General features: G+C 69.5%; 18 protein-coding genes. 1 reads left to right on the top strand and 17 read right to left on the bottom strand.

The features are described 5' to 3' along the window. Positions 1-73: 73 nt before the first annotated feature. The 4 genes from AB0D12_RS00430 to AB0D12_RS00445 all read right to left on the bottom strand — a co-directional run bounded on the left by AB0D12_RS00430 (position 74) and on the right by AB0D12_RS00445 (position 3,152). A complete protein-coding gene (locus AB0D12_RS00430) occupies positions 74-547 on the bottom strand; it encodes a GNAT family N-acetyltransferase (RefSeq protein WP_362675377.1) in 474 nt (157 codons plus the stop codon). Further along, a complete protein-coding gene (locus tag AB0D12_RS00435; protein ID WP_362675379.1) occupies positions 544-1,485 on the bottom strand; it encodes an RluA family pseudouridine synthase in 942 nt (313 codons plus the stop codon). The genes AB0D12_RS00430 and AB0D12_RS00435 overlap by 4 nt, the downstream gene beginning before the upstream one ends. Positions 1,486-1,502: 17 nt before the next feature. Then, entirely contained in the window at positions 1,503-2,063 is a 561-nt protein-coding gene (lspA, locus tag AB0D12_RS00440; RefSeq protein ID WP_362675381.1) for a signal peptidase II, read from the bottom strand. Positions 2,064-2,135: 72 nt separating this feature from the next. Beyond that, positions 2,136-3,152 (bottom strand): TraR/DksA C4-type zinc finger protein, encoded by a 1,017-nt coding sequence (locus AB0D12_RS00445; protein WP_362675382.1) that lies wholly within the window; start codon positions 3,150-3,152, stop codon positions 2,136-2,138. A gap of 570 nt (positions 3,153-3,722) precedes the next feature. On the opposite strand from AB0D12_RS00445, the gene ileS reads away from it, so the two are divergent. Continuing rightward, the gene (gene ileS, locus AB0D12_RS00450) at positions 3,723-6,860 is read left to right on the top strand and encodes an isoleucine--tRNA ligase (protein ID WP_362675384.1); all 3,138 of its coding nucleotides are present in this window, start codon (positions 3,723-3,725) and stop codon (positions 6,858-6,860) included. A 432-nt stretch (positions 6,861-7,292) separates the two neighbouring features. Here ileS and AB0D12_RS00455 read toward each other — a convergent pair whose 3' ends face one another. The 13 genes from AB0D12_RS00455 to AB0D12_RS00515 all read right to left on the bottom strand — a co-directional run bounded on the left by AB0D12_RS00455 (position 7,293) and on the right by AB0D12_RS00515 (position 21,622). Next, positions 7,293-8,393, bottom strand: a complete 1,101-nt coding sequence (locus tag AB0D12_RS00455) for a DivIVA domain-containing protein (RefSeq protein ID WP_362675386.1) — start codon at positions 8,391-8,393, stop codon at positions 7,293-7,295. A 49-nt stretch (positions 8,394-8,442) separates the two neighbouring features. Continuing rightward, a complete protein-coding gene (locus tag AB0D12_RS00460) occupies positions 8,443-8,739 on the bottom strand; it encodes a YggT family protein (RefSeq protein WP_362675388.1) in 297 nt (98 codons plus the stop codon). A 69-nt stretch (positions 8,740-8,808) separates the two neighbouring features. Then, positions 8,809-9,414: a cell division protein SepF gene (sepF, locus tag AB0D12_RS00465; RefSeq protein ID WP_326649338.1), complete on the bottom strand. Its 606-nt coding sequence runs from the start codon at positions 9,412-9,414 to the stop codon at positions 8,809-8,811. A 129-nt stretch (positions 9,415-9,543) separates the two neighbouring features. Further along, positions 9,544-10,263, bottom strand: a complete 720-nt coding sequence (locus AB0D12_RS00470) for a YggS family pyridoxal phosphate-dependent enzyme (protein ID WP_362675390.1) — start codon at positions 10,261-10,263, stop codon at positions 9,544-9,546. Positions 10,264-10,285: 22 nt separating this feature from the next. Beyond that, on the bottom strand, positions 10,286-11,029 hold the full coding sequence (gene pgeF / locus AB0D12_RS00475; protein ID WP_362675392.1) for a peptidoglycan editing factor PgeF: 744 nt from the start codon (positions 11,027-11,029) through the stop codon (positions 10,286-10,288). Next, a complete protein-coding gene (gene ftsZ / locus AB0D12_RS00480; protein WP_362675394.1) occupies positions 11,026-12,237 on the bottom strand; it encodes a cell division protein FtsZ in 1,212 nt (403 codons plus the stop codon). The genes pgeF and ftsZ overlap by 4 nt, the downstream gene beginning before the upstream one ends. Before the next feature lie 274 nt (positions 12,238-12,511). Further along, positions 12,512-13,318, bottom strand: a complete 807-nt coding sequence (locus AB0D12_RS00485) for an FtsQ-type POTRA domain-containing protein (RefSeq protein WP_362675396.1) — start codon at positions 13,316-13,318, stop codon at positions 12,512-12,514. Positions 13,319-13,333: 15 nt separating this feature from the next. Continuing rightward, positions 13,334-14,428: an undecaprenyldiphospho-muramoylpentapeptide beta-N-acetylglucosaminyltransferase gene (murG, locus tag AB0D12_RS00490; protein WP_362675398.1), complete on the bottom strand. Its 1,095-nt coding sequence runs from the start codon at positions 14,426-14,428 to the stop codon at positions 13,334-13,336. A 6-nt stretch (positions 14,429-14,434) separates the two neighbouring features. Then, the gene (gene ftsW, locus AB0D12_RS00495; RefSeq protein WP_362675399.1) at positions 14,435-15,952 is read right to left on the bottom strand and encodes a putative lipid II flippase FtsW; all 1,518 of its coding nucleotides are present in this window, start codon (positions 15,950-15,952) and stop codon (positions 14,435-14,437) included. Between the two features lie 91 nt (positions 15,953-16,043). Next, the gene (gene murD, locus AB0D12_RS00500; RefSeq protein WP_362675401.1) at positions 16,044-17,471 is read right to left on the bottom strand and encodes a UDP-N-acetylmuramoyl-L-alanine--D-glutamate ligase; all 1,428 of its coding nucleotides are present in this window, start codon (positions 17,469-17,471) and stop codon (positions 16,044-16,046) included. Beyond that, the gene (mraY, locus tag AB0D12_RS00505) at positions 17,468-18,538 is read right to left on the bottom strand and encodes a phospho-N-acetylmuramoyl-pentapeptide-transferase (protein ID WP_362675403.1); all 1,071 of its coding nucleotides are present in this window, start codon (positions 18,536-18,538) and stop codon (positions 17,468-17,470) included. Before mraY ends, murD begins: the two co-directional genes overlap by 4 nt. Continuing rightward, positions 18,535-19,950 carry a UDP-N-acetylmuramoyl-tripeptide--D-alanyl-D-alanine ligase gene (gene murF, locus AB0D12_RS00510; RefSeq protein WP_362675405.1) on the bottom strand — a complete coding sequence of 472 codons (1,416 nt, stop codon included), beginning with the start codon at positions 19,948-19,950 and terminating at the stop codon, positions 18,535-18,537. The genes mraY and murF overlap by 4 nt, the downstream gene beginning before the upstream one ends. Positions 19,951-19,954: 4 nt before the next feature. Beyond that, a complete protein-coding gene (locus AB0D12_RS00515) occupies positions 19,955-21,622 on the bottom strand; it encodes a UDP-N-acetylmuramoyl-L-alanyl-D-glutamate--2,6-diaminopimelate ligase (protein ID WP_362675407.1) in 1,668 nt (555 codons plus the stop codon). Positions 21,623-21,627 lie beyond the last annotated feature (5 nt).

The raw sequence follows: 21,627 nt of genomic DNA on the forward strand, positions 1-21,627 counted from the left end.
TCTGCCCCCACCAGCGGCGGAGCCGCACATCGACACAACGGGAAGGGGCGGGCCAGGGGAGCAACGGCCTCAGTTACAGCGCCCGCCGCATCGCCCGATGCCCGATCCCCGCGTCCAAGAACTCCGCCCCGTAGGCCAGATACCCCAGCCGCTCGTAGAACCCCACCGCCTGCGTCTGCGCATGCAGGTCCACCGACGCCAGCCCGCGCTCCCGCGCCGCCTCCTCGATGCCCCGCACCAGCGCCACGCCCACGCCGAGTCCCCGCGCCGCCTTGTTCACCGCGAGCCGGCCCAGCGAGCCCACCGAATCGTCGCCGCCGGTCCTGCCCGCCGCGGCCGGGCCGTGCAGCAGGCGGCCCGTGCCCAGCGAGACCCCGTCCGCGCCGACCGCGAGGACATGCACCGTGGCCGCGTCCTCCGCGTCGAACGCGTCGTACTCGATCTCCTCCGGCACCCCCTGCTCGACGACGAAGACCTCTTTCCGGACCGCGAAACACGCCTCACGGTCGGCCGGGCCGACCGCCTCCCGCACCAGGAAAACGCTCACGCGCTCTCCGCCGCGATCTTGTCCAGCGCCTCCTGCAGATCGTCCGGGTACGTGCTCCCGAACTCGACCCACTGCCCGTCCGACGGGTGCTCGAAGCCGAGCCGCACCGCGTGCAGCCACTGCCTGCTCAGTCCCAGCCGCTTCGCCAGCGTCGGGTCCGCGCCGTAGGTCAGATCGCCCACGCAGGGGTGCTTGTGCGCCGCCATGTGCACCCGGATCTGGTGCGTACGCCCCGTCTCCAGCTTGATGTCCAGCAGCGACGCCGCCCGGTACGCCTCGATCAGGTCATAGTGCGTCACCGACGGCTTGCCCTCCGCCGTGACCGCCCACTTGTAGTCGTGGTTCGGGTGCCGGCCGATCGGCGCGTCGATCGTCCCGCTCATCGGGTCCGGGTGCCCCTGCACCAGCGCGTGGTACCGCTTGTCCACGACCCGGTCCCGGAACTGCGCCTTCAGCAGCGTGTACGCCCGCTCCGACTTGGCGACGACCATCAGCCCGGACGTGCCGACGTCCAGCCGGTGCACGATCCCCTGCCGCTCCGCCGCGCCCGACGTCGAGATCCGGTACCCGGCCGCCGCAAGACCGCCGATCACCGTCGTCCCGGTCCAGCCCGGGCTCGGATGCGCGGCCACGCCCACCGGCTTCATGATCACGACGATGTCGTCGTCGTCGTGCACGATCTCCATGCCCTCGACCGGCTCGGCCACGATCTGCACCGGCGCGGGCGCCTGAGGCATCTCCACCTCGAGCCACGCGCCGCCGTGCACACGCTCTGACTTTCCGACGACCGAACCGTCGACCTGCACCTTCCCGGCAGCTGCCAGTTCGGCCGCCTTCGTACGGGAGAACCCGAACATCCGGGAGATGGCGGCGTCGACGCGCTCGCCCTCAAGGCCATCGGGTACGGGCAGGGTGCGGATCTCGGGAACTGTACTCACCCGACGAGTATGCCTTGTCAGTCCTTGTGGACTGTCCCGTCGGGGTCCAGCCCCCTGAAGGACAGGATCACAATCAGGAAGCCGCCGCAGACGATCGCGGAGTCGGCGAGGTTGAAGACGGCGAAGTGCGCGGGCGCGATGAAGTCGACGACCGCGCCCTTGAAGACGCCCGGCGCACGGAAGATCCGGTCGGTGAGATTGCCGAGCGCACCGCCGAGCAGCAGCCCGAGGGCGATCGCCCAGGGCAGGCTGTAGAGCTTGCGCGCCAGCCGGGCGATCACGATGATCACCGTCGCCGCGATGCAGGTGAAGATCACGGTGAAGGCCTCGCCCATGCCGAAGGCCGCGCCGGGGTTCCGGATCGCCGCGAGCTTCAGCAGATCGCCGATGATCTTGATCGGCTCGTGGTGCTCCAGCTTGGCCACCACGAGCATCTTGCTGACGAGGTCGATCAGGTAGGCCACGACCGCCACGCCGAACAGCACAGCGATCTTGCGGCTGCCCTTGGGCTGCTCGGCGGGCGCCGCAGCCTCGTCGTCAACATCTGGCGTACCGATGATGCGCTCCGCCTCTGCCACGTGAGTCCCTCAACCTAGGTGCCTGACTGAGCACGAGGGTACGGCACACACATGCGGAGTCTCAGCCCGCGGTCAGCTCCGCCGCTCCTGCTTCTGCTTGTCCTCCACGCAGAGTGTGGCGCGTGGGAACGCCTGCATACGGGCCTTTCCGATCGGCTTGCCGCAGATCTCGCAGAGCCCGTACGTCCCCGAGTCGAGCCGTAGCAGCGCCCGCTCGGTCTGCTCCAGCATCTCCCGGGCGTTGGCGGCGAGCGACATCTCGTGCTCGCGCGTGATGTTCTTTGTGCCGGTGTCGGCGTCGTCGTCGCCCGCACCGTCCCCGGAGTCCCGCATCAGCCCGGCCAGCGCCGCCTCCGAGGAGGTGAGCTCACTGTTCAGCCGAGTCACCTCGCTCTCCAGCTCGGCGCGCGCCTCGGCGACCTCTTCCGGGGTCCACGGGTCCTCGCCGGGCCGTACGGCGAGCTCCTCCGGCGGTGTCGCGGCCGCTGTACGGGCCGTGGGCATCGCTGTCGCGCTCTTGCCGGCAGCTGATGCCGCACCCGCGGTCTTCTTCGCTCCCACCGTTCTGGCTCCTGTCTGCTCGGCGGCCTGGGCCGCCCCCTTGGCCGCAGGTGCGGCCTTCTTGGCGGCCTTCTTGGTGGTCGCCCCAGCGGGCGCCGCCTTCCTGGCCGCGGCTTTCTTCGCAGGTGCCTTCTTCACCGGCGCTGTCTGAGGCACCGATGCGGCCGTCTCCTGCACGGCAGTCGCCTTCTTCGCAGTCGTCTTGCTGGGGGTGGTCTTCTTCGCAGACGTCTTCTTGGCGGACGTCTTCCTGGCGGACGCTTTCCTGGCCGCGGCTTTCTTCCCGGTCGCCTTCTTCGCCGACGTCGTCTTCTCCGCGGGCGCCTCCTTCGCGGGTGCCTTACCCGCCGACGCCTTCTTCGTCACCGCTTTCTCCGCCGCCGCGGTCTTCTTCGCGGCCCCCTCACCGGTACCTGCCGCAGCCTTCCTCGCGACGGCGTTGTTCTTCCCGCTCGTGTGCTTGGCCGCCGCCTCAGCGGCGGTGGATCGTGCGGACGCCGACTTCTCGGCAGTCTTCTTCGCCACCATGCCGCGGCCCCTTCACATACTGTGATCTTGCGCGCGAATCGTGCTGGGACGATAAATCGACCCCAGCCCCGCGGCAAACGGGGCACGCCGCCGGTCCGGCCCGCCCCGGCCGGGGCAAGACGAACCTGCATCCGTTGTGCCCAGCTCCCCGCCCGGTAATCCGCCGGCCGGGCGGAGCCGGAGTCCGCCGGCCCCCGTATGGCCATTCGGGTCAACGGCGCGGCCCGCGGGCGACCCGGGGGAAGACCCGGGGAAATGCGGTCGGCCCCCCGCCGTACGGGCCCGTACACTGGGCGGAGCGAAAGGCGTGGATGGGGACGAGTAGCTTCGTACGCGGCCATGAGCGACCCGGGGACGGTGAGAGCCCGGGGGCGAGCACGAGGTGAAGGATCACCCCTGAGCCGTCGGAAGAAAGCCCGCAGCACGACCGCGGGCGACTAGACCCGGCATCGCGACCCCAATGAGGGGGCTCACCGGCCACGGCCGGCGGGCCAAGGAGGGTGGTACCGCGGGAGCTCGCGCTCTCGTCCCTCCGACGGAACAGACCCTGTCCGTTGGAGGAGCTCGTCGATGACACCACCCCAGTACCGCCCGGTGCCCGCCCAGGTCGATCTGCCCGCGCTCGAGCACGCCGTGCTCGACTTCTGGCGCGAGAGCAAGATCTTCGCCAAGAGCCTCGAGCAGTCCGAGGGCCGCCCCGAGTGGGTGTTCTACGAGGGGCCGCCGACCGCCAACGGCATGCCCGGCGCACACCACATCGAGGCCCGCGTCTTCAAGGACGTCTTCCCGCGCTTCCGCACCATGCGCGGCTACCACGTCGCCCGCAAGGCCGGCTGGGACTGCCACGGTCTGCCGGTCGAGCTCGCCGTCGAGAAGGAGCTCGGCTTCTCCGGCAAGAAGGACATCGAGGCGTACGGCATCGCGGAGTTCAACGACAAGTGCCGTGAGTCGGTGACCCGGCACACGGACGCGTTCGCCGAGCTGACGACCCGCATGGGTTACTGGACCGACCTCGACGACGCGTACCGCACCATGGACCCGTCGTACATCGAGTCGGTCTGGTGGTCGCTGAAGGAGATCTTCAACAAGGGCCTGCTGGTCCAGGACCACCGCGTCGCCCCCTGGTGCCCGCGCTGCGGCACCGGCCTCTCGGACCATGAGCTGGCGCAGGGTTACGAGACGGTCGTGGACCCGTCCGTCTTCGTGCGCTTCCCGCTGACTTCCGGCCCGCTGGCCGGCGAAGCGGCCCTCCTCGTGTGGACGACGACTCCCTGGACCCTGGTCTCCAACACCGCCGTCGCCGCGCACCCCGATGTCACGTACGTCGTCGCGACGAACGGCGAGGAGAAGCTCGTCGTCGCGCAGCCGCTGCTCGAGAAGGCGCTGGGCGAGGGCTGGGTGACCACCGGGCAGTCCTTCACGGGCGCCGAGATGGAGCGCTGGACGTACGACCGTCCCTTCGCTCTCGTCGAGTTCCCTTCGGAAGCGCACTACGTCGTCAATGCCGAGTATGTGACGACCGAGGACGGTACGGGTCTGGTCCACCAGTCCCCCGCCTTCGGCGAGGACGACCTCAAGGTCTGCCGCGCGTACGGCCTGCCGGTCGTGAATCCGGTCCGCCCGGACGGAACCTTCGAGGAGGACGTCCCGCTGGTCGGCGGCGTCTTCTTCAAGAAGGCCGACGAGACCCTCGTGGACGATCTGCAGTCCCGCGGTCTGCTCTTCAGGCACGTCCCGTACGAGCACAGCTATCCGCACTGCTGGCGCTGCCACACCGCGCTGATCTACTACGCGCAGCCGTCCTGGTACATCCGCACCACCGCCGTCAAGGACCGGCTGCTCGAGGAGAACGAGAACACCAACTGGTTCCCGGACTCGGTCAAGCACGGCCGGTACGGCGACTGGCTGAACAACAACATCGACTGGGCGCTGTCGCGGAACCGCTACTGGGGGACGCCGCTGCCGATCTGGCGCTGCGAGGAGAACCACCTCACGTGCGTCGGCTCGCGCGCCGAGCTGACCGAGCTGACCGGCACGGACCAGTCGGCGCTGGACCCGCACCGTCCCTTCATCGACGATGTCACGTTCCCGTGCCCGACCTGCCAGGAGACCGCGACGCGTGTTCCCGAGGTCATCGACGCCTGGTACGACTCGGGTTCGATGCCGTTCGCGCAGTGGGGCTATCCGTACAAGAACAAGGAGCTCTTCGAGAAGCGCTACCCGGCGCAGTTCATCTCGGAGGCCATCGACCAGACGCGCGGCTGGTTCTACACGCTGATGGCCGTGGGCACGCTGGTCTTCGACAAGTCCTCGTACGAGAACGTGGTCTGCCTGGGCCACATCCTCGCCGAGGACGGCCGCAAGATGTCCAAGCACCTGGGGAACATCCTTCAGCCCATCCCGCTGATGGACCAGCACGGCGCGGACGCGGTCCGCTGGTTCATGGCGGCCGGCGGCTCCCCGTGGGCCGCCCGCCGGGTCGGCCACGGCACGATCCAGGAAGTGGTCCGCAAGACCCTTCTGACGTACTGGAACACGGTGGCCTTCCAGGCGCTTTACGCCCGTACGTCCAACTGGGCGCCGTCCGCGGCGGATCCGGCGCCGGCGGAGCGCACGGTCCTGGACCGCTGGCTGCTGAGCGAGCTCAACGCGCTGGTGGACCAGGTCACTTCGTCCCTGGAGTCGTACGACACCCAGCGCGCCGGCAAGCTTCTGTCTTCGTTCGTCGACGATCTGTCCAACTGGTACGTACGCCGATCGCGCCGCCGCTTCTGGCAGGGCGACAAGGCGGCGCTGCGCACCCTGCACGATGTCGTCGAGACGGTGACCCGCCTCATGGCCCCGCTCACCCCCTTCATCACGGAGCGGGTCTGGCAGGACCTGATCGCCCCGGTCACACCGGACGCCCCGGAGTCGGTCCATCTCTCGACCTGGCCCGAGGCCGACCTCGCCGCCATCGACCCGACCCTGTCCTCCCGGATGGCGCTGGTCCGCCGCCTGGTGGAACTGGGCCGCGCGACGCGTGCGGAGTCGGGTGTGAAGACCCGCCAGCCGCTCTCCCGCGCGCTAGTGGCGGCGGCGGGCTTCGAGGCCCTGTCGCCCGAGCTGCACGCCCAGATCACGGAGGAGCTGAACGTCTCATCGCTGGCCTCCCTCTCCGAGGTCGGCGGCTCCCTGGTCGACACGACGGCCAAGGCGAACTTCCGTGCGCTGGGCAAGCGCTTCGGCAAGGGCGTCCAGGCGGTGGCGAAGGCGGTCGCCGAGGCGGACGCCGCGGAGCTGTCGCTGGCCCTGCGCGAGGGCACGGCGACGGTCGAGGCCGACGGCGAGACGGTGTCCCTCTCTCCGGAGGAGGTCATCATCACGGAGACCCCGCGCGAGGGCTGGTCGGTGGCCTCGGACTCGGGCGCGACGGTCGCGCTGGACCTGGAGATCACTCCGGAGCTGCGCCTGGCGGGCCTGGCCCGTGACGCGATCCGGCTGATCCAGGAGGCCCGCAAGAACAGCGGCCTGGACGTGGCGGACCGGATCGCGGTGCGCTGGTCCTCGGCGGACCCGTCCACGACGGAGGCCCTGACGGAGCATGCGGCTCTGATCGCGGACGAGGTTCTGGCGACGAGCTTCACACCGGACGAGGCGGACGCCGGCTTCGGCGCCCCCTTCACGGACGAGGGCCTGTCCCTGACGTTCCGCCTCCGCAAGGTGTAACGCCTTCCGCCTGCGGGTTCCCTGCCCGCCACTTCTCCGCGGTGCCGGTTTTGCGGCTCCGCCGCGTGGGGGGCAGGCCCCCAGGCCCCGGACGCCCTTCGGGCGTGTCCTCAATCGCCGGACGGGCTGGATTTTCCCGCCCGTCCGGCGGCAAAGTCCAGCCCCGCCGACCGGACGATTCAGCCTCGCCGACGATTGAGGCGCGGGTCCGGGGCGGAGCCCCGAAACAAGCCCCGCCCGCGATCGAGGCACAGGGCCCGGAACAGAACCCCCAAACAAGCCCGCCGGCGATTGAAGCGCGGGGCTGGGGCGGAGCCCCACACGCGGCGGAGCCGCACGCAGGGCACAACAAAGGGCCGGGCCCGGGACGTCATGTCCCGGGCCCGGCCCTTCAGCCTGCCGACGGCTACGCGCGATACGCGCGACCCGCCGTCAGTTGTCGTCCTCGTCGATCAGGAACCCGCGCATCGGCGACGGCGCCTGCTGCATCGGCTGCGGCGCCTGCGGCCGCACCGGTGCCATCGGCTGGGTCATCGCCGGCGACATCTGCTGCTGGCCGCCGTAGGACGGGCCACCGCCCATGGACGGGTTGCCACCCATCGGCTGTCCCATGGACTGACCCATCGACGGGTTGCCGCCCATGGTGTGACCCATCGCACCCGCACCGGCCGGAGCCATCGACGGGGACGGCGGCAGCGACGCGGTCGCGGGAGTCCGCGGCGGGGCCAGGGAGTCGTCCGCCTGGGTCTCCAGCTGACGCAGCTGGCTCTCCAGGTAGGACTTCAGCCGGGTCCGGTACTCGCGCTCGAAGCCTCGCAGGTCCTCGACCTTGCGCTCCAGCGTGGCACGCGCGGACTCCAGCGAGCCCATCGCGACGCGGTGCTTCTCCTGAGCGTCCCGCTCCAGCGCATCGGCCTTGGCACGGGCGTCGCGCTCCAGACCCTCGGCGCGGCTGCGCGCCTCGCCGACGATCTTGTTGGCCTCGGAACGGGCCTCCGCGATCGCCTGGTCGGCGGTCTGCTGCGCCAGCGAGAGCACGCGCGCGGCGCTGTCGCCGCCGGGGCCCTGCTGCGGCATCTGCGGGCCGTGACCGCCCATGGGGCCGCCCATCGGGCCACCCATGTGACCGCCCTGCATCGGGCCGGGGCCCATCGGGCCGCCAGGACCCTGCGGGCCACCGTGGCTGGGGCCGGCGGGCAGCTGCGGGGCACCACCGGGCAGCTGGGGCGGACCCATCTGCGGGGGCTGCTGCTGGACCGGCGGTCCGGATATGGCGGCGGGCACCGGCGCACCCGGTCCACGGCCGTCCTGCGGCTCCGGCGGCTTGCGCATGCCCTGCTGCTGCTGGTTCTGCGCCGCCGCACGGGTCGCCGCGGCCAGCTTGGCGCGCAGGTCCTCGTTCTCACGGAGCAGGCGGGTCAGCTCGGACTCGACCTCGTCGAGGAAGGCATCGACCTCGTCCTCGTCATAGCCTTCTCGGAGGCGGACGGTCGTGAACTGCTTGTTCCGCACGTCCTCGGGGCTCAGCGGCATCTCTTCTTCACCTCTACGTAGTCGTCGGCAGTCGGCAAGACCGTATCGTTCACACGCTGCTCGCAAAGTTGTTCACGATGCTGATCAGGATGTAGACGATGATCATCAGAACGAAGAAGGACAGGTCGAGTGCCACGCCCCCGAGACGCAGCGGCGGAATGAACCGCCGCAAAACCTTGAGCGGTGGATCGGTGACAGTGTAGGTGGCCTCCAGAACGACCACCATCGCCTTGCCGGGTTGCCATGAGCGGGCGAACTGGAAGACGTAGTCCATGACCAGCCGGAAAATAAGCACAATGAGGAAGCACATCAGCGCGATGTAGACCACCTGTAGTGCGACGCCCATCCCGCGCTTCCCTCTCCCCTGGCTCTCATAATCCGGCCCTGCGGCCGGGTCGTTCCGGTGTCGTGTCTCTCAGCTCTGGTTGAAGAACCCGCCCTCTGCGATGCGGGCCTTGTCCTCCGCCGTGACATCGACGTTAGCAGGCGACAACAGGAACACCTTCTGCGTCACCCGCTCAATGCTGCCATGCAAACCGAATACCAGTCCCGCGGCAAAGTCGACAAGTCGCTTCGCGTCCGTGTCGTCCATCTCCGTGAGGTTCATGATCACCGGGGTGCCCTCGCGGAAGTGTTCCCCGATGGTACGGGCCTCGTTGTAGGTCCGCGGGTGCAGCGTAGTGATGCGGTAGGGCTCCCGCTCGGACACAACCTTGGGCATGATCACCGGTGAGTTCTTCTCCAGACTCGGACGTTCAGGTGTGATGGATGCCACGGGGGCGATTCGTGCCGGACGTCCGCTTTCAGCGGGAAGCGGAACCGGCTCGCGCTGCGCGGGCGGCTGCACCATCCTCACCGGCTCTTCCCGCTCCACCTGGTGCGGGGGCTGGTGCCGCCGGTGATCCCGCTCGGGCTCCGGCTCGGGTTCGAAATCGTCATCGGGATCGAAACCCCGGCCGTCGTAGCCATCGTCCTCCACGAGGCCGAGGTAGACCGCCATCTTGCGCATCGCGCCGGCCATTCTCTGGGTCCTCCGCTCTGTGGTGGATCGGATCGGCATCGTGACCAAGTGCCCGCGATCCACTCGGCCCGCCCGCTTTGTGGCGGGAATGACCATATTTTCTGCTGTGGTCCGACTTGCTTAGCGACGCTACCCGAGCCGGGGTCGGACTCCGAGTACCGCAGTGCCGACGCGTACATGTGTCGCTCCGGCCGCCACGGCTTCTTCAAGGTCCGCACTCATCCCTGCTGACACCATGTTCGCAGCCGGATGCCCGGCGCGCAGGCTGGATGAGAATTCCACCAGCCGCTCGAACGCCGCCTGTTGCCGTCCCGCGTACGGTCCGGCGAGCGGCGCGACGGTCATCAGTCCGTCGAGCCGCAGCCCTGGTGATTCGGCCACCGCCGCGGCCAACTCCTCGATTCCGTCGGGCGCGACACCGCCCCGCTCCCCGCGCTCGCCCGATTCCGCGTCGAGCGCGACCTGGATCAGGCAGCCGAGCTCACGCTCCGCTCGTACAGCGGCGGCGGAGAGCGACGAGACGAGCTTGAGACGGTCGACGGACTGCACCACATCGGCATATCCCGCCACAGAACGGACCTTATTCGTCTGCAACTGTCCGACGAAGTGCCAGATGAGGTCCAGATCCGAGCAGGCCGCGGCCTTGGGGGCCGCCTCCTGGTCACGGTTCTCGGCGACATGGCGCACGCCGAGTTCATGCAGGAGCCGCACATCGCTCGCGGGGTAGGTCTTGGTGACCACGATGAGGGTCACCTCCTCCCGCTTACGGCCGGCGGCCGCGCAGGCTGAGGCGATACGTTCCTCCACCATCGCCAGCCCCCTGGCGAGTTCGCTCTTACGGTCCGTCATTGCCGTCCGTCATTCCTGTCCGTCATTCCTGTCCGTCCAGCCAGACGTATCCGGCGAGCCGCCCGGTGGTGCGGTCGCGACGGTACGAGTAGTGGTCGCCCGATTCCATTGTGCAGACCGGCGAAGCCTGCCGGTCCCGCACGCCGAGCGCTTCGAGCTGGGCATGGACTCCGGCGGTGACATCGACGGCCGGGGTGCCCCAGCTGGTCTCGGACCAGGCGGCCGGCTCGACCGCGGCCACTTCGGCCCGCATCTGCTCGGGAACTTCGTAGCAGCGTCCGCAGACGGCGGGGCCGGTACGGGCGATGATGCGAGCCGGCTCCGCGCCCAGCGTCTTCATCGCCTCGACGGCGGCGGGCACGATGCCCGCGACCATCCCGGGACGGCCCGCGTGCGCGGCGGCCACGACACCCGCGACCGGGTCGGCCAGCAGTACGGGGGTGCAGTCCGCGGTCAGTACGGCGAGGGCCAGCTCGCGCCGCGCGGTGACCAGACCGTCCACCGGCGGAGTCGGCCCGGCGGCCCACGGCCCGTCCACCTTGGCGACGTCCCTGCCGTGAACCTGGTTCATCCAGACGACCCGGTCCGGGTCGAGATCGAACGACTTCGCCGCGATCTTGCGGTTGGTCAGTACGGCCGCGGGGTCGTCGCCGACCGCGCCGCCGAGGTTGAGCTCGTCGTACGGAACGGCGCTCACCCCGCCCCACCTGTCGGTGAAGGCGAAGTGCGCGCCGCTCGCGTGTATCGCGTCGTGCCGCACTGTCACTTCAAGAAGTCCGGAACGTCCAGCTCTTCGGCCTGGCTGTCCTGGTACGGGCGGGCCGGCGGAACCTGCGCGGACCCGGAGTTCAGGTCGTTCGCCACGGGAGCGGGCTCGGCCGGGGCCAAGGGCTCTTCGCGCGCCGGTACGGTGCCGAGTCCGCCGGCCGCACGCTGGGTCTCCGTGCCACGGGACGAGGTCGCCGGCTCCTCGCGCTTGCCCGCACCGGCGCCGAGGACATTGTCCCTGTCCCGGCGGGCCGGCGGCTGTCCGCCGTCGAAGCCCGCCGCGATGACCGTGACCCGTACCTCGTCGCCGAGAGCGTCGTCGATGACCGCGCCGAAGATGATGTTGGCCTCGGGGTGCGCGGCTTCGCTCACCAGCTGGGCGGCCTCGTTGATCTCGAAGAGGCCGAGGTCCGAGCCACCGGAAATGGAGAGCAGCACACCTCGGGCGCCGTCGATGGACGCCTCGAGCAGTGGCGAGGAGATCGCCATCTCGGCCGCGGCCACCGCGCGGTCGTCGCCGCGGGCCGAGCCGATGCCCATGAGCGCGGATCCGGCCTCGGACATCACGGACTTGACGTCGGCGAAGTCGAGGTTGATCAGACCGGGCGTGGTGATGAGGTCGGTGATCCCCTGGACACCGGAGAGCAGTACCTGGTCCGCGGACTTGAATGCGTCCAGCACGCTGACCTGTCGGTCCGAGATGGACAGCAGCCGGTCGTTGGGGATGACGATGAGGGTGTCGACCTCTTCGCGGAGTTCGGCGATTCCGTCCTCCGCCTGGTTGGCGCGTCGGCGGCCCTCGAAGGTGAACGGCCGGGTGACCACACCGATCGTCAGGGCGCCGAGCGTGCGCGCGATATTGGCGACGACGGGTGCGCCGCCGGTGCCGGTGCCGCCGCCTTCGCCGGCGGTGACGAAGACCATGTCGGCCCCCTTGAGGACCTCCTCGATCTCCTCGCGGTGGTCCTCTGCCGCCTTACGACCGACTGCCGGATTCGCTCCGGCGCCGAGGCCTCGGGTGAGTTCGCGGCCGACGTCGAGCTTGACGTCGGCGTCGCTCATCAACAGTGCTTGCGCATCAGTGTTGATGGCGATGAACTCGACGCCCTTGAGACCGACCTCGATCATTCGGTTGATGGCATTGACACCACCGCCGCCGACACCGATGACCTTGATGACTGCGAGGTAGTTCTGCGGTGCTGCCACGTCGAAGGCCTCTCGCCTCGAGTTACGTGTCGTCGCTTCGCGGTTGTCGCGGCGCGACGACGGATGCCGATGGGACGGTCCGAACGCCGACCCAAACCCTAACGCTGAAGTTTAGGGTTACCAGTGTGTCTGCTTCTTGGACTCTCCGAACAGGACACTAAGTCGACAAGTGGCGCACGTTCAACGAACACGCCGAACCTCCCGTTTTTCTTTTCACCCTATGTGATCACCCATAGCGATGACCAACCAGGGTGCTGGCCAGCGCAAATGTGCGTCAACTCCCTGCCGCGGCAGGGGCGGTGGGAGCACTCACATCGAAGTGCCGGGCCTTCGGCGCGGCTTTCATCAGTGCGGTGAGTGCGCGCGCCTTGGCCTCCCCCTCCTCGGCGCTGCCCCAGACCACCGTACGGTCCCGGCTCAACTCCAAGGAGATGTAGTCGTATGAGCGCACTGTCACAACTCTGGTGTCCGCCGCGACTTCACCAGGGAGTTCACCCCTGACCCGTACCGCCTCCGCAAGGAGCCGGTCCATGCCGAAGCGCCGCAGACTCGGGGACTGTTCCACGGTCAATTCCAGTCGCGGAACAGCCTTGGGAGCCTTGTCCACCGTGGCGAACCGGACGCCCTTCGCGTCCACTTCGATGAACTTTGCGCCCTTTTCGATAAGCAGGATTGGCTTTCGCTCGGTCACATTCAGTCCGATCCCGTCGGGCCATGACCTGACGACATCAACCGAGTCGATACGGGGCAGCTTATGCCGCAGCCGGGTCTCAATGGCGTCCGTATCGACGGAAATCAGTGGCGCTCCGACCGGAACCGCCGCCGCGGCCAGCACCTCCTCCGGCGTCAGAACCTTGGTTCCGGTGGTCGTCACGCTCTCCACGCGCAGCCAGTGGGAGCCGTAGAGCACCCAGATTCCGGCCGCGACGACCAGCACCGAGGCAGCGACGATCAGCAGGAAACGGCGGCCGGGGATGCGCAGCCGGCGGCCAGGAGAGCCCTGGCCGCGGGGGCGGGCCGGCCCCGCGTACCCGCCGGGGGACTTGCCTGCCCCGCGTTCAGCGGTGGTCGGTCCGGCCACGCTCCCCTGCCCTTCTCACGCCCTGCGGTGTGCAGCGATCGCCTCGTACACCATGCCGACGAGCAGGTCGTCGGCATCCCTGCGGCCGAACTCGGCGGCCGCACGGGACATCTCGTACAGCCGGTGCGGATCGGCGAGCACCGGAAGGACGTTGCCCTGGACCCACTCGGGGGTCAGTTCGGCGTCGTCGACCAGCAGTCCGCCGCCGGCCTTCACCACCGGCTGAGCGTTCAGCCGCTGTTCGCCGTTGCCGATCGGCAGCGGTACGTATGCGGCGGGCAGCCCGACGGCGGAGAGTTCGGCGACGGTCATCGCGCCCGCGCGGCAGAGCATCATGTCGGCCGCGGCGTACGCGAGATCCATCCGGTCCACGTACGGTACCGGGATGTAGGGCGGCATACCGGGCATGTTGTCCACATGCGGCAGTTCGTTCTTCGGACCGACCGCGTGCAGGATCTGGATACCGGAGCGCTGCAGCACCGGAGCGATCTGCTGGATCACCTCATTGAGGCGGCGAGCACCCTGCGAGCCGCCGGAGACCAGCAGCGTCGGCAGGTTGGGGTCGAGACCGAAGGCGGCACGCGCCTCGGGGCGCACCCGGGCGCGGTCGAGGGTGGCGATGGTGTGGCGCAGCGGAATGCCGATGTAGCGGGAGTTGCGCAGCTTGCTGTCCGGCGTGGCAACGGCGACCCCGGCCGCGTACCGCGAACCGATCTTGTTGGCCAGGCCCGGACGGGCGTTGGCCTCGTGCACGACGATCGGCACACCGAGCCGCTTGGCGGCCAGATAGCCGGGCAGCGCGACATAGCCGCCGAAGCCGACGACGCAGTCCGCCTTCGTACGCTCCAGGATCTGCTCGGCGGCCTTGATGGTGCCGCGCAGCCGTCCGGGGACGGTGATCAGCTCAGGGGTGGGCTTGCGCGGCAGCGGAACGGCGGGGATGAGCGCCAGCTCGTAACCCCGCTCGGGTACGAGCCTGGTCTCGAGCCCCTTCTCCGTGCCCAGGGCCGTGATTCCCACGGCCGGGTCCTGCCTGCGCAGGGCGTCCGCGAGGGCGAGCGCGGGCTCGATGTGGCCGGCGGTCCCCCCACCGGCGAGTACGACATGCACCGAAATTCACCGCTCTCCGGACGGACGCTTCTTGACGCGCCGTCTCATCGTCTTCCATCTCACCCCGGGCCGCCGCATGGCCAGGGCCGCCTTCGCGGCGGGATCCTCTCGCGCGAAGGCGATCAGCAGCCCTACTGCGAACATGGTCGGCAGCAGGGCCGACCCTCCGTAGGAGAACAGCGGGAGCGGGACACCGGCGATCGGCAGCAGACCGAGCACCGCACCGATATTGACCACGGCCTGGGCCGTGATCCAGGTGGTCACACCTCCCGCTGCGTACCTCACGAAGGGGTCCTCCGTGCGTCCGGCCACGCGGATACCCGCATAGCCTAGAGCCGCGAAGAGGGCGAGCACCGACAGCGTCCCCGCCAGGCCCAGTTCCTCCCCGGCGATGGCGAAGATGAAATCGGTGTGCGGTTCGGGGAGTTGACCCCATTTTTCCACACTTGCACCGAGGCCGGAACCGAACCATCCGCCGGAGGCTAGAGCATAGATGCCGTGCACGGCCTGCCAGCACTCGCCTTGGGGGCCGAGGTCGATGGCGCCGATGCAGGAGAGCCGTGACATGCGGTTCTCGTTGGTCTTGATCAGCACGAAGCCGACGAAGCCGGCGATGCCGAGCACACCCGCGAAGAGCCGGGTCGGGGCTCCGGCCAGCCACAGCAGCCCGAAGAGGATCGCAGCGAGGATGATCGCCGTACCCATGTCGCCGCCGAGCATGATCAGGCCGAGCAGCAGGAAGGCGACCGGGACGAGCGGCACCAGCATGTGCTTCCACTGGGTAAGCAGCCGCTTGTCCTGCTTACGGGCGAGCAGATCGGCGCCCCAGAGGATCAGCGCCAGCTTGCCGAACTCACTGGGCTGGAGCTGGAACGGGCCGCCCAGATAGATCCAGTTCTGGTTGCCGTTGACCGCATGCCCTATCCCGGGGATCTGGACGAGCACCATCAGAAAGACGGTGCCCATCAGGAGCGGGTAGGACAGTGCCCGGTGGAGCTTGACCGGCATCCGTGAGGCGACCAGCAGCAGACAGGTGCCGAGAACGGCGGCGATGAACTGCTTGCGGAAGAAGTACGAGGCAGGGAGCGAGAGCTCGAGCGCCTTGATCATCGAGGCGGAGTAGACCATGACCAGGCCGAGCACGGTGATCAGGAGACTGCTGCCGAGGACCAGGTAGTACGCCGTCAGCGGCCGGTCCCAGGCCCGGCGCGCCTGCTCGTACAGCCGCCGTGGCCGCCTGCTCCGCGGCGGGCGCGACGCGCCCGCCGGCCTGCGGCCTCCGCCACGGCCGACGGGCGGACGGCGGACGGCGCCCCCGGCGGCTCGGCTGCGCAGCGCGAGTCCGGTGCGGGCCGGCGCCGGGCCCGCGAGAGCAGGGACGGCCGCGGGCAGAAAGGCAGGCCCGAGCCCGATCGGGGCTCCGCCCCGGACTCCGCGCCTGAAACGCCGGCGGGGCTGAATTTCAGCCGTGCGCTGCTTCGGGCGGGCCGCGCTCCGCGCGGCGGCGGTGTCATCGGCCGGCATGGTCGCTGTCCCCTCCAGTCGTGCCTGGCGCGGCTGCCGCGGTCCCGGGGCGGCCCCGGTGCACGGCACGGCGCAGGGGTCGGGGTCGGGCTCAGGCGCGCTCGGCGGCGAGTGCGCGGACCGCGTCCGCGAACGCCTCGCCTCGCTTGTTGTAGTTGGCGAACATGTCCATCGAGGCGCAGGCCGGGGCCAGCAGAACCGTGTCCCCCGGCCGGGCGAGTCGTGCTGCTTCCTGGACCACCGCCGACATCGCCCCAGTGTCTGTCCGGTCGAGGTCGACGACCGGGACCTCGGGGGCGTGTCGCGCGAGGGCTTCACGGATCAGGGCTCGGTCCGCGCCGATCAGAACGACAGCCCGCAGTCGCTTTGCCGACTTCTCGACGAGTTCGTCGAAGCTCGCGCCCTTGGCCAGACCGCCCGCGATCCACACGATCGGGTCATAGGCGGCCAGGGACGCCTCCGCGGCATGCGTATTGGTGGCCTTGGAGTCGTCGATGTACGAGACGCCGGCGACATCGGCGACATGCTCGATGCGGTGGGGGTCGGGGCGGAAGTTGCGCAGTCCGTCGCGTACGGCGGCGGGCGCGACGCCGAAGGCGCGGGCCAGCGCGGCAGCCGCGAGGGCGTTGGCGATGTTGTGCGGGGCCGGCGGATTGACGTCCGCGACCTCGGCGAGCTCCTGGGCCTGCTTCTGCCGGTTGTCGACGAAGGCGCGGTCGACCAGGAGGCCCTCGACGACTCCGAGTTGGGAGGGCCCAGGCGTACCGAGGGTGAAGCCGATGGCCCTGCAGCCCTCCTCCACGTCGGCCTCGCGCACCAGGTCCTCGGTGGCCTTGTCGGCGGCGTTGTAGACGCAGGCGACCGTGTTGCCTGCGTAGATACGGCCCTTGTCGGCGGCGTACGCCTCCATGGAGCCGTGCCAGTCGAGGTGGTCCGGCGCCAGGTTGAGCACGGCGGCGGAGTGGGCGCGTAGCGAGGGCGCCCAGTGCAGCTGGTAGCTGGAGAGCTCGACGGCGAGTACGTCGTACGTCTCCTCGCCGAGGACCGCGTCCAGCAGCGAGACGCCGATGTTGCCGACGGCCGCCGTGCGCAGGCCCGCGGCCTGAAGGATCGAGGCCAGCATCCGTACCGTCGTGGTCTTGCCGTTGGTGCCGGTGACCGTGAGCCACGGCGCTGCTTTTCTGCCGTCCCGCCCGCGCAGCCGCCAGGCCAGTTCGACGTCGCCCCAGACCTCGATGCCCGCCTCGGCGGCGGCCAGGAAGAGCGGCTTGTCCGGCTTCCAGCCGGGCGCGGTGACGATGAGCTCGGTGCCGGCGGGCAGCGTCGCGCCGTCGCCGAGGCGCACGGTGATTCCCTCCGCCTCCAGCTCGGCCGCCTGCGTACGGGAGCGCTCGTCGTCGCCGTCGTTGACGACCGTGACGACGGCGCCGAGGCCGTGCAGCACCCGGGCGGCCGGGATCCCGGAGACGCCGAGACCGGCGACCGTGACCCGCTTGCCCTGCCAGTCCTGCGCACTCACTTCTCGGCCGCCCAGCCCGCATAGAAGAGCCCCAGACCCACGATCACGCACATGCCCTGGATAATCCAGAAGCGGACCACGACAAGGACCTCGGACCACCCCTTGAGTTCGAAGTGGTGCTGGAGCGGAGCCATCCGGAAGACACGCTTGCCGGTCATCTTGAAGGAACCGACCTGGATGACCACGGACATGGTGATCAGGACGAACAGTCCGCCGAGAAGGGCCAGCAGGAGCTCTGTACGGGAGCAGATCGCCAGACCCGCGAGCGCGCCGCCGAGGGCGAGCGACCCTGTGTCACCCATGAAGATCTTGGCGGGCGAGGTGTTCCACCACAGGAAGCCGAAGCAGGAGCCCATCAGGGCGGAGGCGACGACCGCGAGATCGAGCGGGTCCCGCACTTCGAAGCAGGCGTTGGGGTTGGTCAGCGTCACCGCGTTGGCGCAGGACTCCTGGAACTGCCAGAGCCCGATGAAGGTGTACGCGCCGAAGACCATCACCGACGCGCCGGTGGCCAGGCCGTCCAGACCGTCCGTCAGGTTCACGCCGTTGGACATCGCGAGAATCATGAACAGCGCCCAGACGACGAAGATCACCGGGCCGATCGACCAGCCGAAGTCCGTGATGAACGACAGCTTGGTGGAGGCGGGGGTTTGGTGACGGCTGTCGGCGAACTGCAGTGACAGCACGGCGAAGGCGATGCCGACGATCAGCTGTCCGGCCATCTTCGCCTTGGCGCGCAGACCGAGTGAGCGCTGCTTGACGATCTTGATGTAGTCGTCCAGGAAGCCGACCAGGCCCATGCCCGCCATCAGGAAGAGCACCAGCACACCCGAGAACGTCGGGTCTTCGCCGGTGATCACCTTGGCGAGGGCGTATGCGATGAGCGTGGCCAGGATGAAGGAGATACCACCCATGGTGGGCGTGCCCTGCTTGCTGCCGTGGCTGCGCGGGCCGTCGTCCCGGATGAACTGCCCGTATCCCTTGCGGGCCAGGAGTTTGATCAGCAGCGGGGTACCGACCAGGGTCAGGAAGAGCCCGATGGCTCCCGCGAAGAGGATCTGCCTCATCGGCCGGCGACCTCACCCTCGGTGGTGTTCTCGAGCAGTGCCTGGGCGACCCGCTCGAGCCCGGCCGACCTGGAAGCCTTCACCAGCACGACGTCTCCCGGACGCAGCTCACTGCGCAACAGGTCGACCGCCGCCTGCGCGTCGGACACGTGCACCGACTCCTCACCCCACGAACCCTCGTTATATGCGCCCAGTTGCAGCCAGGACGCTTCCCTGCCCCCGACTGCGACGAGCTTGCTGACGTTGAGTCGGACGGCGAGCCGTCCGACAGCGTCGTGCTCGGCGAGCGCTTCGTCGCCGAGCTCGGCCATATGGCCGAGCACCGCCCAGGTCCGCCGCCCCTGGCCCATGGCCGCCAGCGCACGCAGCGCCGCTCTCATGGACTCGGGGTTCGCGTTGTAGGCGTCATTGACGATCGTCACGCCGTCCGGACGCTCGGTGACCTCCATGCGCCAGCGGGAGAGGGAGCCCGCCTCGGAGAGCGCGCGGGCGATCTCGTCGACGGACATGCCCAGCTCATGGGCGACGGCGGCCGCGGCGAGCGCGTTCGACACGTGGTGCTCACCGTACAGCCGCATGGTCACGTCGCTGCACCCGGAGGGTGTGTGGAGCCTGAAAGCGGGCTGTCCGTTCGCTGTGAGCCGGACATTTTCGGCACGTACGTCGGCGTCCTGGGCCTCGCCGAACAGGACCACGCGGGCCTTGGTACGGGAGGACATGGCGCGTACGAGAGGGTCGTCGGCGTTGAGTACGGCGATGCCGCCCGCTGACGCCGGGGGCAGGCATTCGACGATCTCCCCCTTGGCCTCGGCGATCTGCTCGCGGCCGCCGAACTCTCCGATGTGGGCGGTGCCGACGTTCAGTACGAGACCGACCTTCGGCGGGACCAGGCCGGTGAGGTAGCGGATGTCGCCGATGTAGCGGGCGCCCATTTCGAGGACGAGGTGCTCGGTGTCCTCTCCGGCCCGCAACGCGGTCAGGGGCAGGCCGATCTCGTTGTTCAGATTGCCTGCCGGGTAGACCGTGGGGCCTTTGCGCTCCAGGAGTTGGGCGATCAGGTCCTTGGTACTGGTCTTGCCGGCCGAGCCGGTGAGCGCGACCGTGGTGGCGCCGAGGCGTTCGACGACGGTGCGCGCGAGGGCACCGAGCGCGGCGGTGACGTCCGGCACGACGATCGCGGGCACCCCGACGGGGCGGGTGGCCAGCACGGCCACCGCACCCGCCGCCACGGCGCTCCGTGCGTAGTCGTGGCCGTCGACATGTTCGCCGGCGAAGGCGGCGAAGAGACTGCCGGGCTGAACCGCGCGGGAGTCGATCACGACGGGACCGCTGATCCGTACGGCCGGATCCGGTATGTCGTACGACTGCCCGCCGACGATTTCGGCGATCTCGGCGAGAGGGAGGGCGATCACTTGGTCATCCCTGACTGTTCTGGATAGCTGCGCGAAGTACCTGACGGTCGTCGAAGGGGCGGACCACTCCGGCGATGTCCTGTCCCTGTTCATGGCCCTTGCCGGCGATCAGCACGGTGTCACCGGGCTGCGCGCGGGCCACGGCCGCGGCGATGGCCGCGGCCCGGTCGGCCTCGACCAGGACGTCGCCGCGCTCGTGGATCGGCACCTCGGCGGCGCCCGCGAGCATGGCGGCGAGGATCGCGAGCGGGTCCTCGGACCGGGGGTTGTCGGAGGTCAGTACGGCGGTGTCGGCGAGGCGTGCGGCGGCGGCGCCCATCGGACCGCGCTTGGTCTGGTCGCGGTCGCCGCCACAGCCGAGCACGATGTGCACCTTGCCCTCGGTGACCTTGCGCAGGGACCGCAGGACCGATTCGACGGCGTCCGTCTTGTGGGCGTAGTCGACGACGGCGAGGTACGGCTGGCCCGCGTCGACGCGCTCGAGGCGGCCCGGTACGCCGGGGACGGCGGCGATGCCGTCGGCGGCGGTCTGCGGGTCGAGACCGGCGACGGCGAGGGTGACGACAGCCGCCAGGGTGTTGGCGACGTTGAACGGTCCGGGCAGCGGGGCCTCGGCGCGTACGCGCTCGCCTTTGGGGCCGACCGCGGTGAAAGTCGATCCGACGGCGCTGATTTCAACGTTCTCGGCCCGCCAGTCGGCGTCCGGGTGGCCCTCGGCGGAGAAGGTGGTAACGGGGACCGACGCCTCCTTGAGCAGCCTGCGGCCGTACTCGTCATCGAAGTTGACGACTCCGAGCCTGCTCCGCCTCGGCGTGAAGAGCTGCGCCTTCGCCTGGAAGTAGTCCTCCATGTCGGAGTGGAATTCCATGTGCTCCGGGCTGAGGTTGTTGAAGACGGCGACGTCGAAGACGCAGCCGTCGACCCGGCCGAGCACGAGGGCGTGGCTGGAGACCTCCATGGCGACCGAATCGACGCCGCGCTCGCGCATGACGGCAAACAGAGCCTGGAGGTCGGTGGCTTCGGGGGTAGTGCGCTCGGACTTGATGCGCTCCTCGCCGATCCGCATCTCGACCGTGCCGATCAGGCCGGTAGAGCGGCCCGCCGCCTTCAGCCCGCCCTCGACGAGGTACGCCGTGGTGGTCTTGCCGGAGGTGCCGGTGATGCCGATCTGGAGCAGGTCCTCGCCGGGACGGCCGTAGATCTCGGCGGCGAGTTCGCCCATGCGGCCGCGCGGATTCTCGGTGACCAGGACCGGCAGGCCGGTCTCGGCGGCGCGCTCGGCGCCGGTCGGGTCGGTGAGGATCGCGGCCGCCCCGAGGTCCGCGGCCTGCGCCACGAAGTCGGCGCCGTGGAGGCGGGCGCCGGGCAGGGCGGCGTACACGTCACCGGGGCGTACCGCCCGGGAGTCGTGGGTGATGCCGGTGACCTCACCGGCGCCAGGGCTCTTCACACCCAGCCGGGCGGCCAGCTTCCCCAGGGGTGTCGGGCGGGGCCGGTCCGGTCGGGGCGCTCCCGGGTGTTTCGCGGGGGCGTCCGGCTCGGTGGTTCGGTACTGATCAGCGTGTGACACGGCGGTGAGCGTACCGGGCGCACCCGGCCCGGGGCGAAGTGAGGTGGCTGCTGCGGCGCGGTTCTCCGGATGGTTCCCGGAATCGGAGGTGATGGTTGTCACTGGTT

The organism is Streptomyces sp. NPDC048479 (assembly GCF_040651435.1).
In the GTDB taxonomy this organism is placed as follows: Bacteria; Actinomycetota; Actinomycetes; order Streptomycetales; family Streptomycetaceae; genus Streptomyces.

What these genes read in the sequence shown, in the direction of transcription:
- AB0D12_RS00445 (WP_362675382.1), bottom strand. Translation starts at nt 3,152, where the DNA reads ATGGTGGCGAAGAAGACTGCCGAGAAGTCGGCGTCCGCACGATCCACC.
- ileS (WP_362675384.1), top strand. Translation starts at nt 3,723, where the DNA reads ATGACACCACCCCAGTACCGCCCGGTGCCCGCCCAGGTCGATCTGCCC.
- AB0D12_RS00455 (WP_362675386.1), bottom strand. Translation starts at nt 8,393, where the DNA reads ATGCCGCTGAGCCCCGAGGACGTGCGGAACAAGCAGTTCACGACCGTC.
- AB0D12_RS00460 (WP_362675388.1), bottom strand. Translation starts at nt 8,739, where the DNA reads ATGGGCGTCGCACTACAGGTGGTCTACATCGCGCTGATGTGCTTCCTC.
- sepF (WP_326649338.1), bottom strand. Translation starts at nt 9,414, where the DNA reads ATGGCCGGCGCGATGCGCAAGATGGCGGTCTACCTCGGCCTCGTGGAG.
- AB0D12_RS00470 (WP_362675390.1), bottom strand. Translation starts at nt 10,263, where the DNA reads ATGACGGACCGTAAGAGCGAACTCGCCAGGGGGCTGGCGATGGTGGAG.
- ftsW (WP_362675399.1), bottom strand. Translation starts at nt 15,952, where the DNA reads ATGCCGGCCGATGACACCGCCGCCGCGCGGAGCGCGGCCCGCCCGAAG.
- mraY (WP_362675403.1), bottom strand. Translation starts at nt 18,538, where the DNA reads ATGAGGCAGATCCTCTTCGCGGGAGCCATCGGGCTCTTCCTGACCCTG.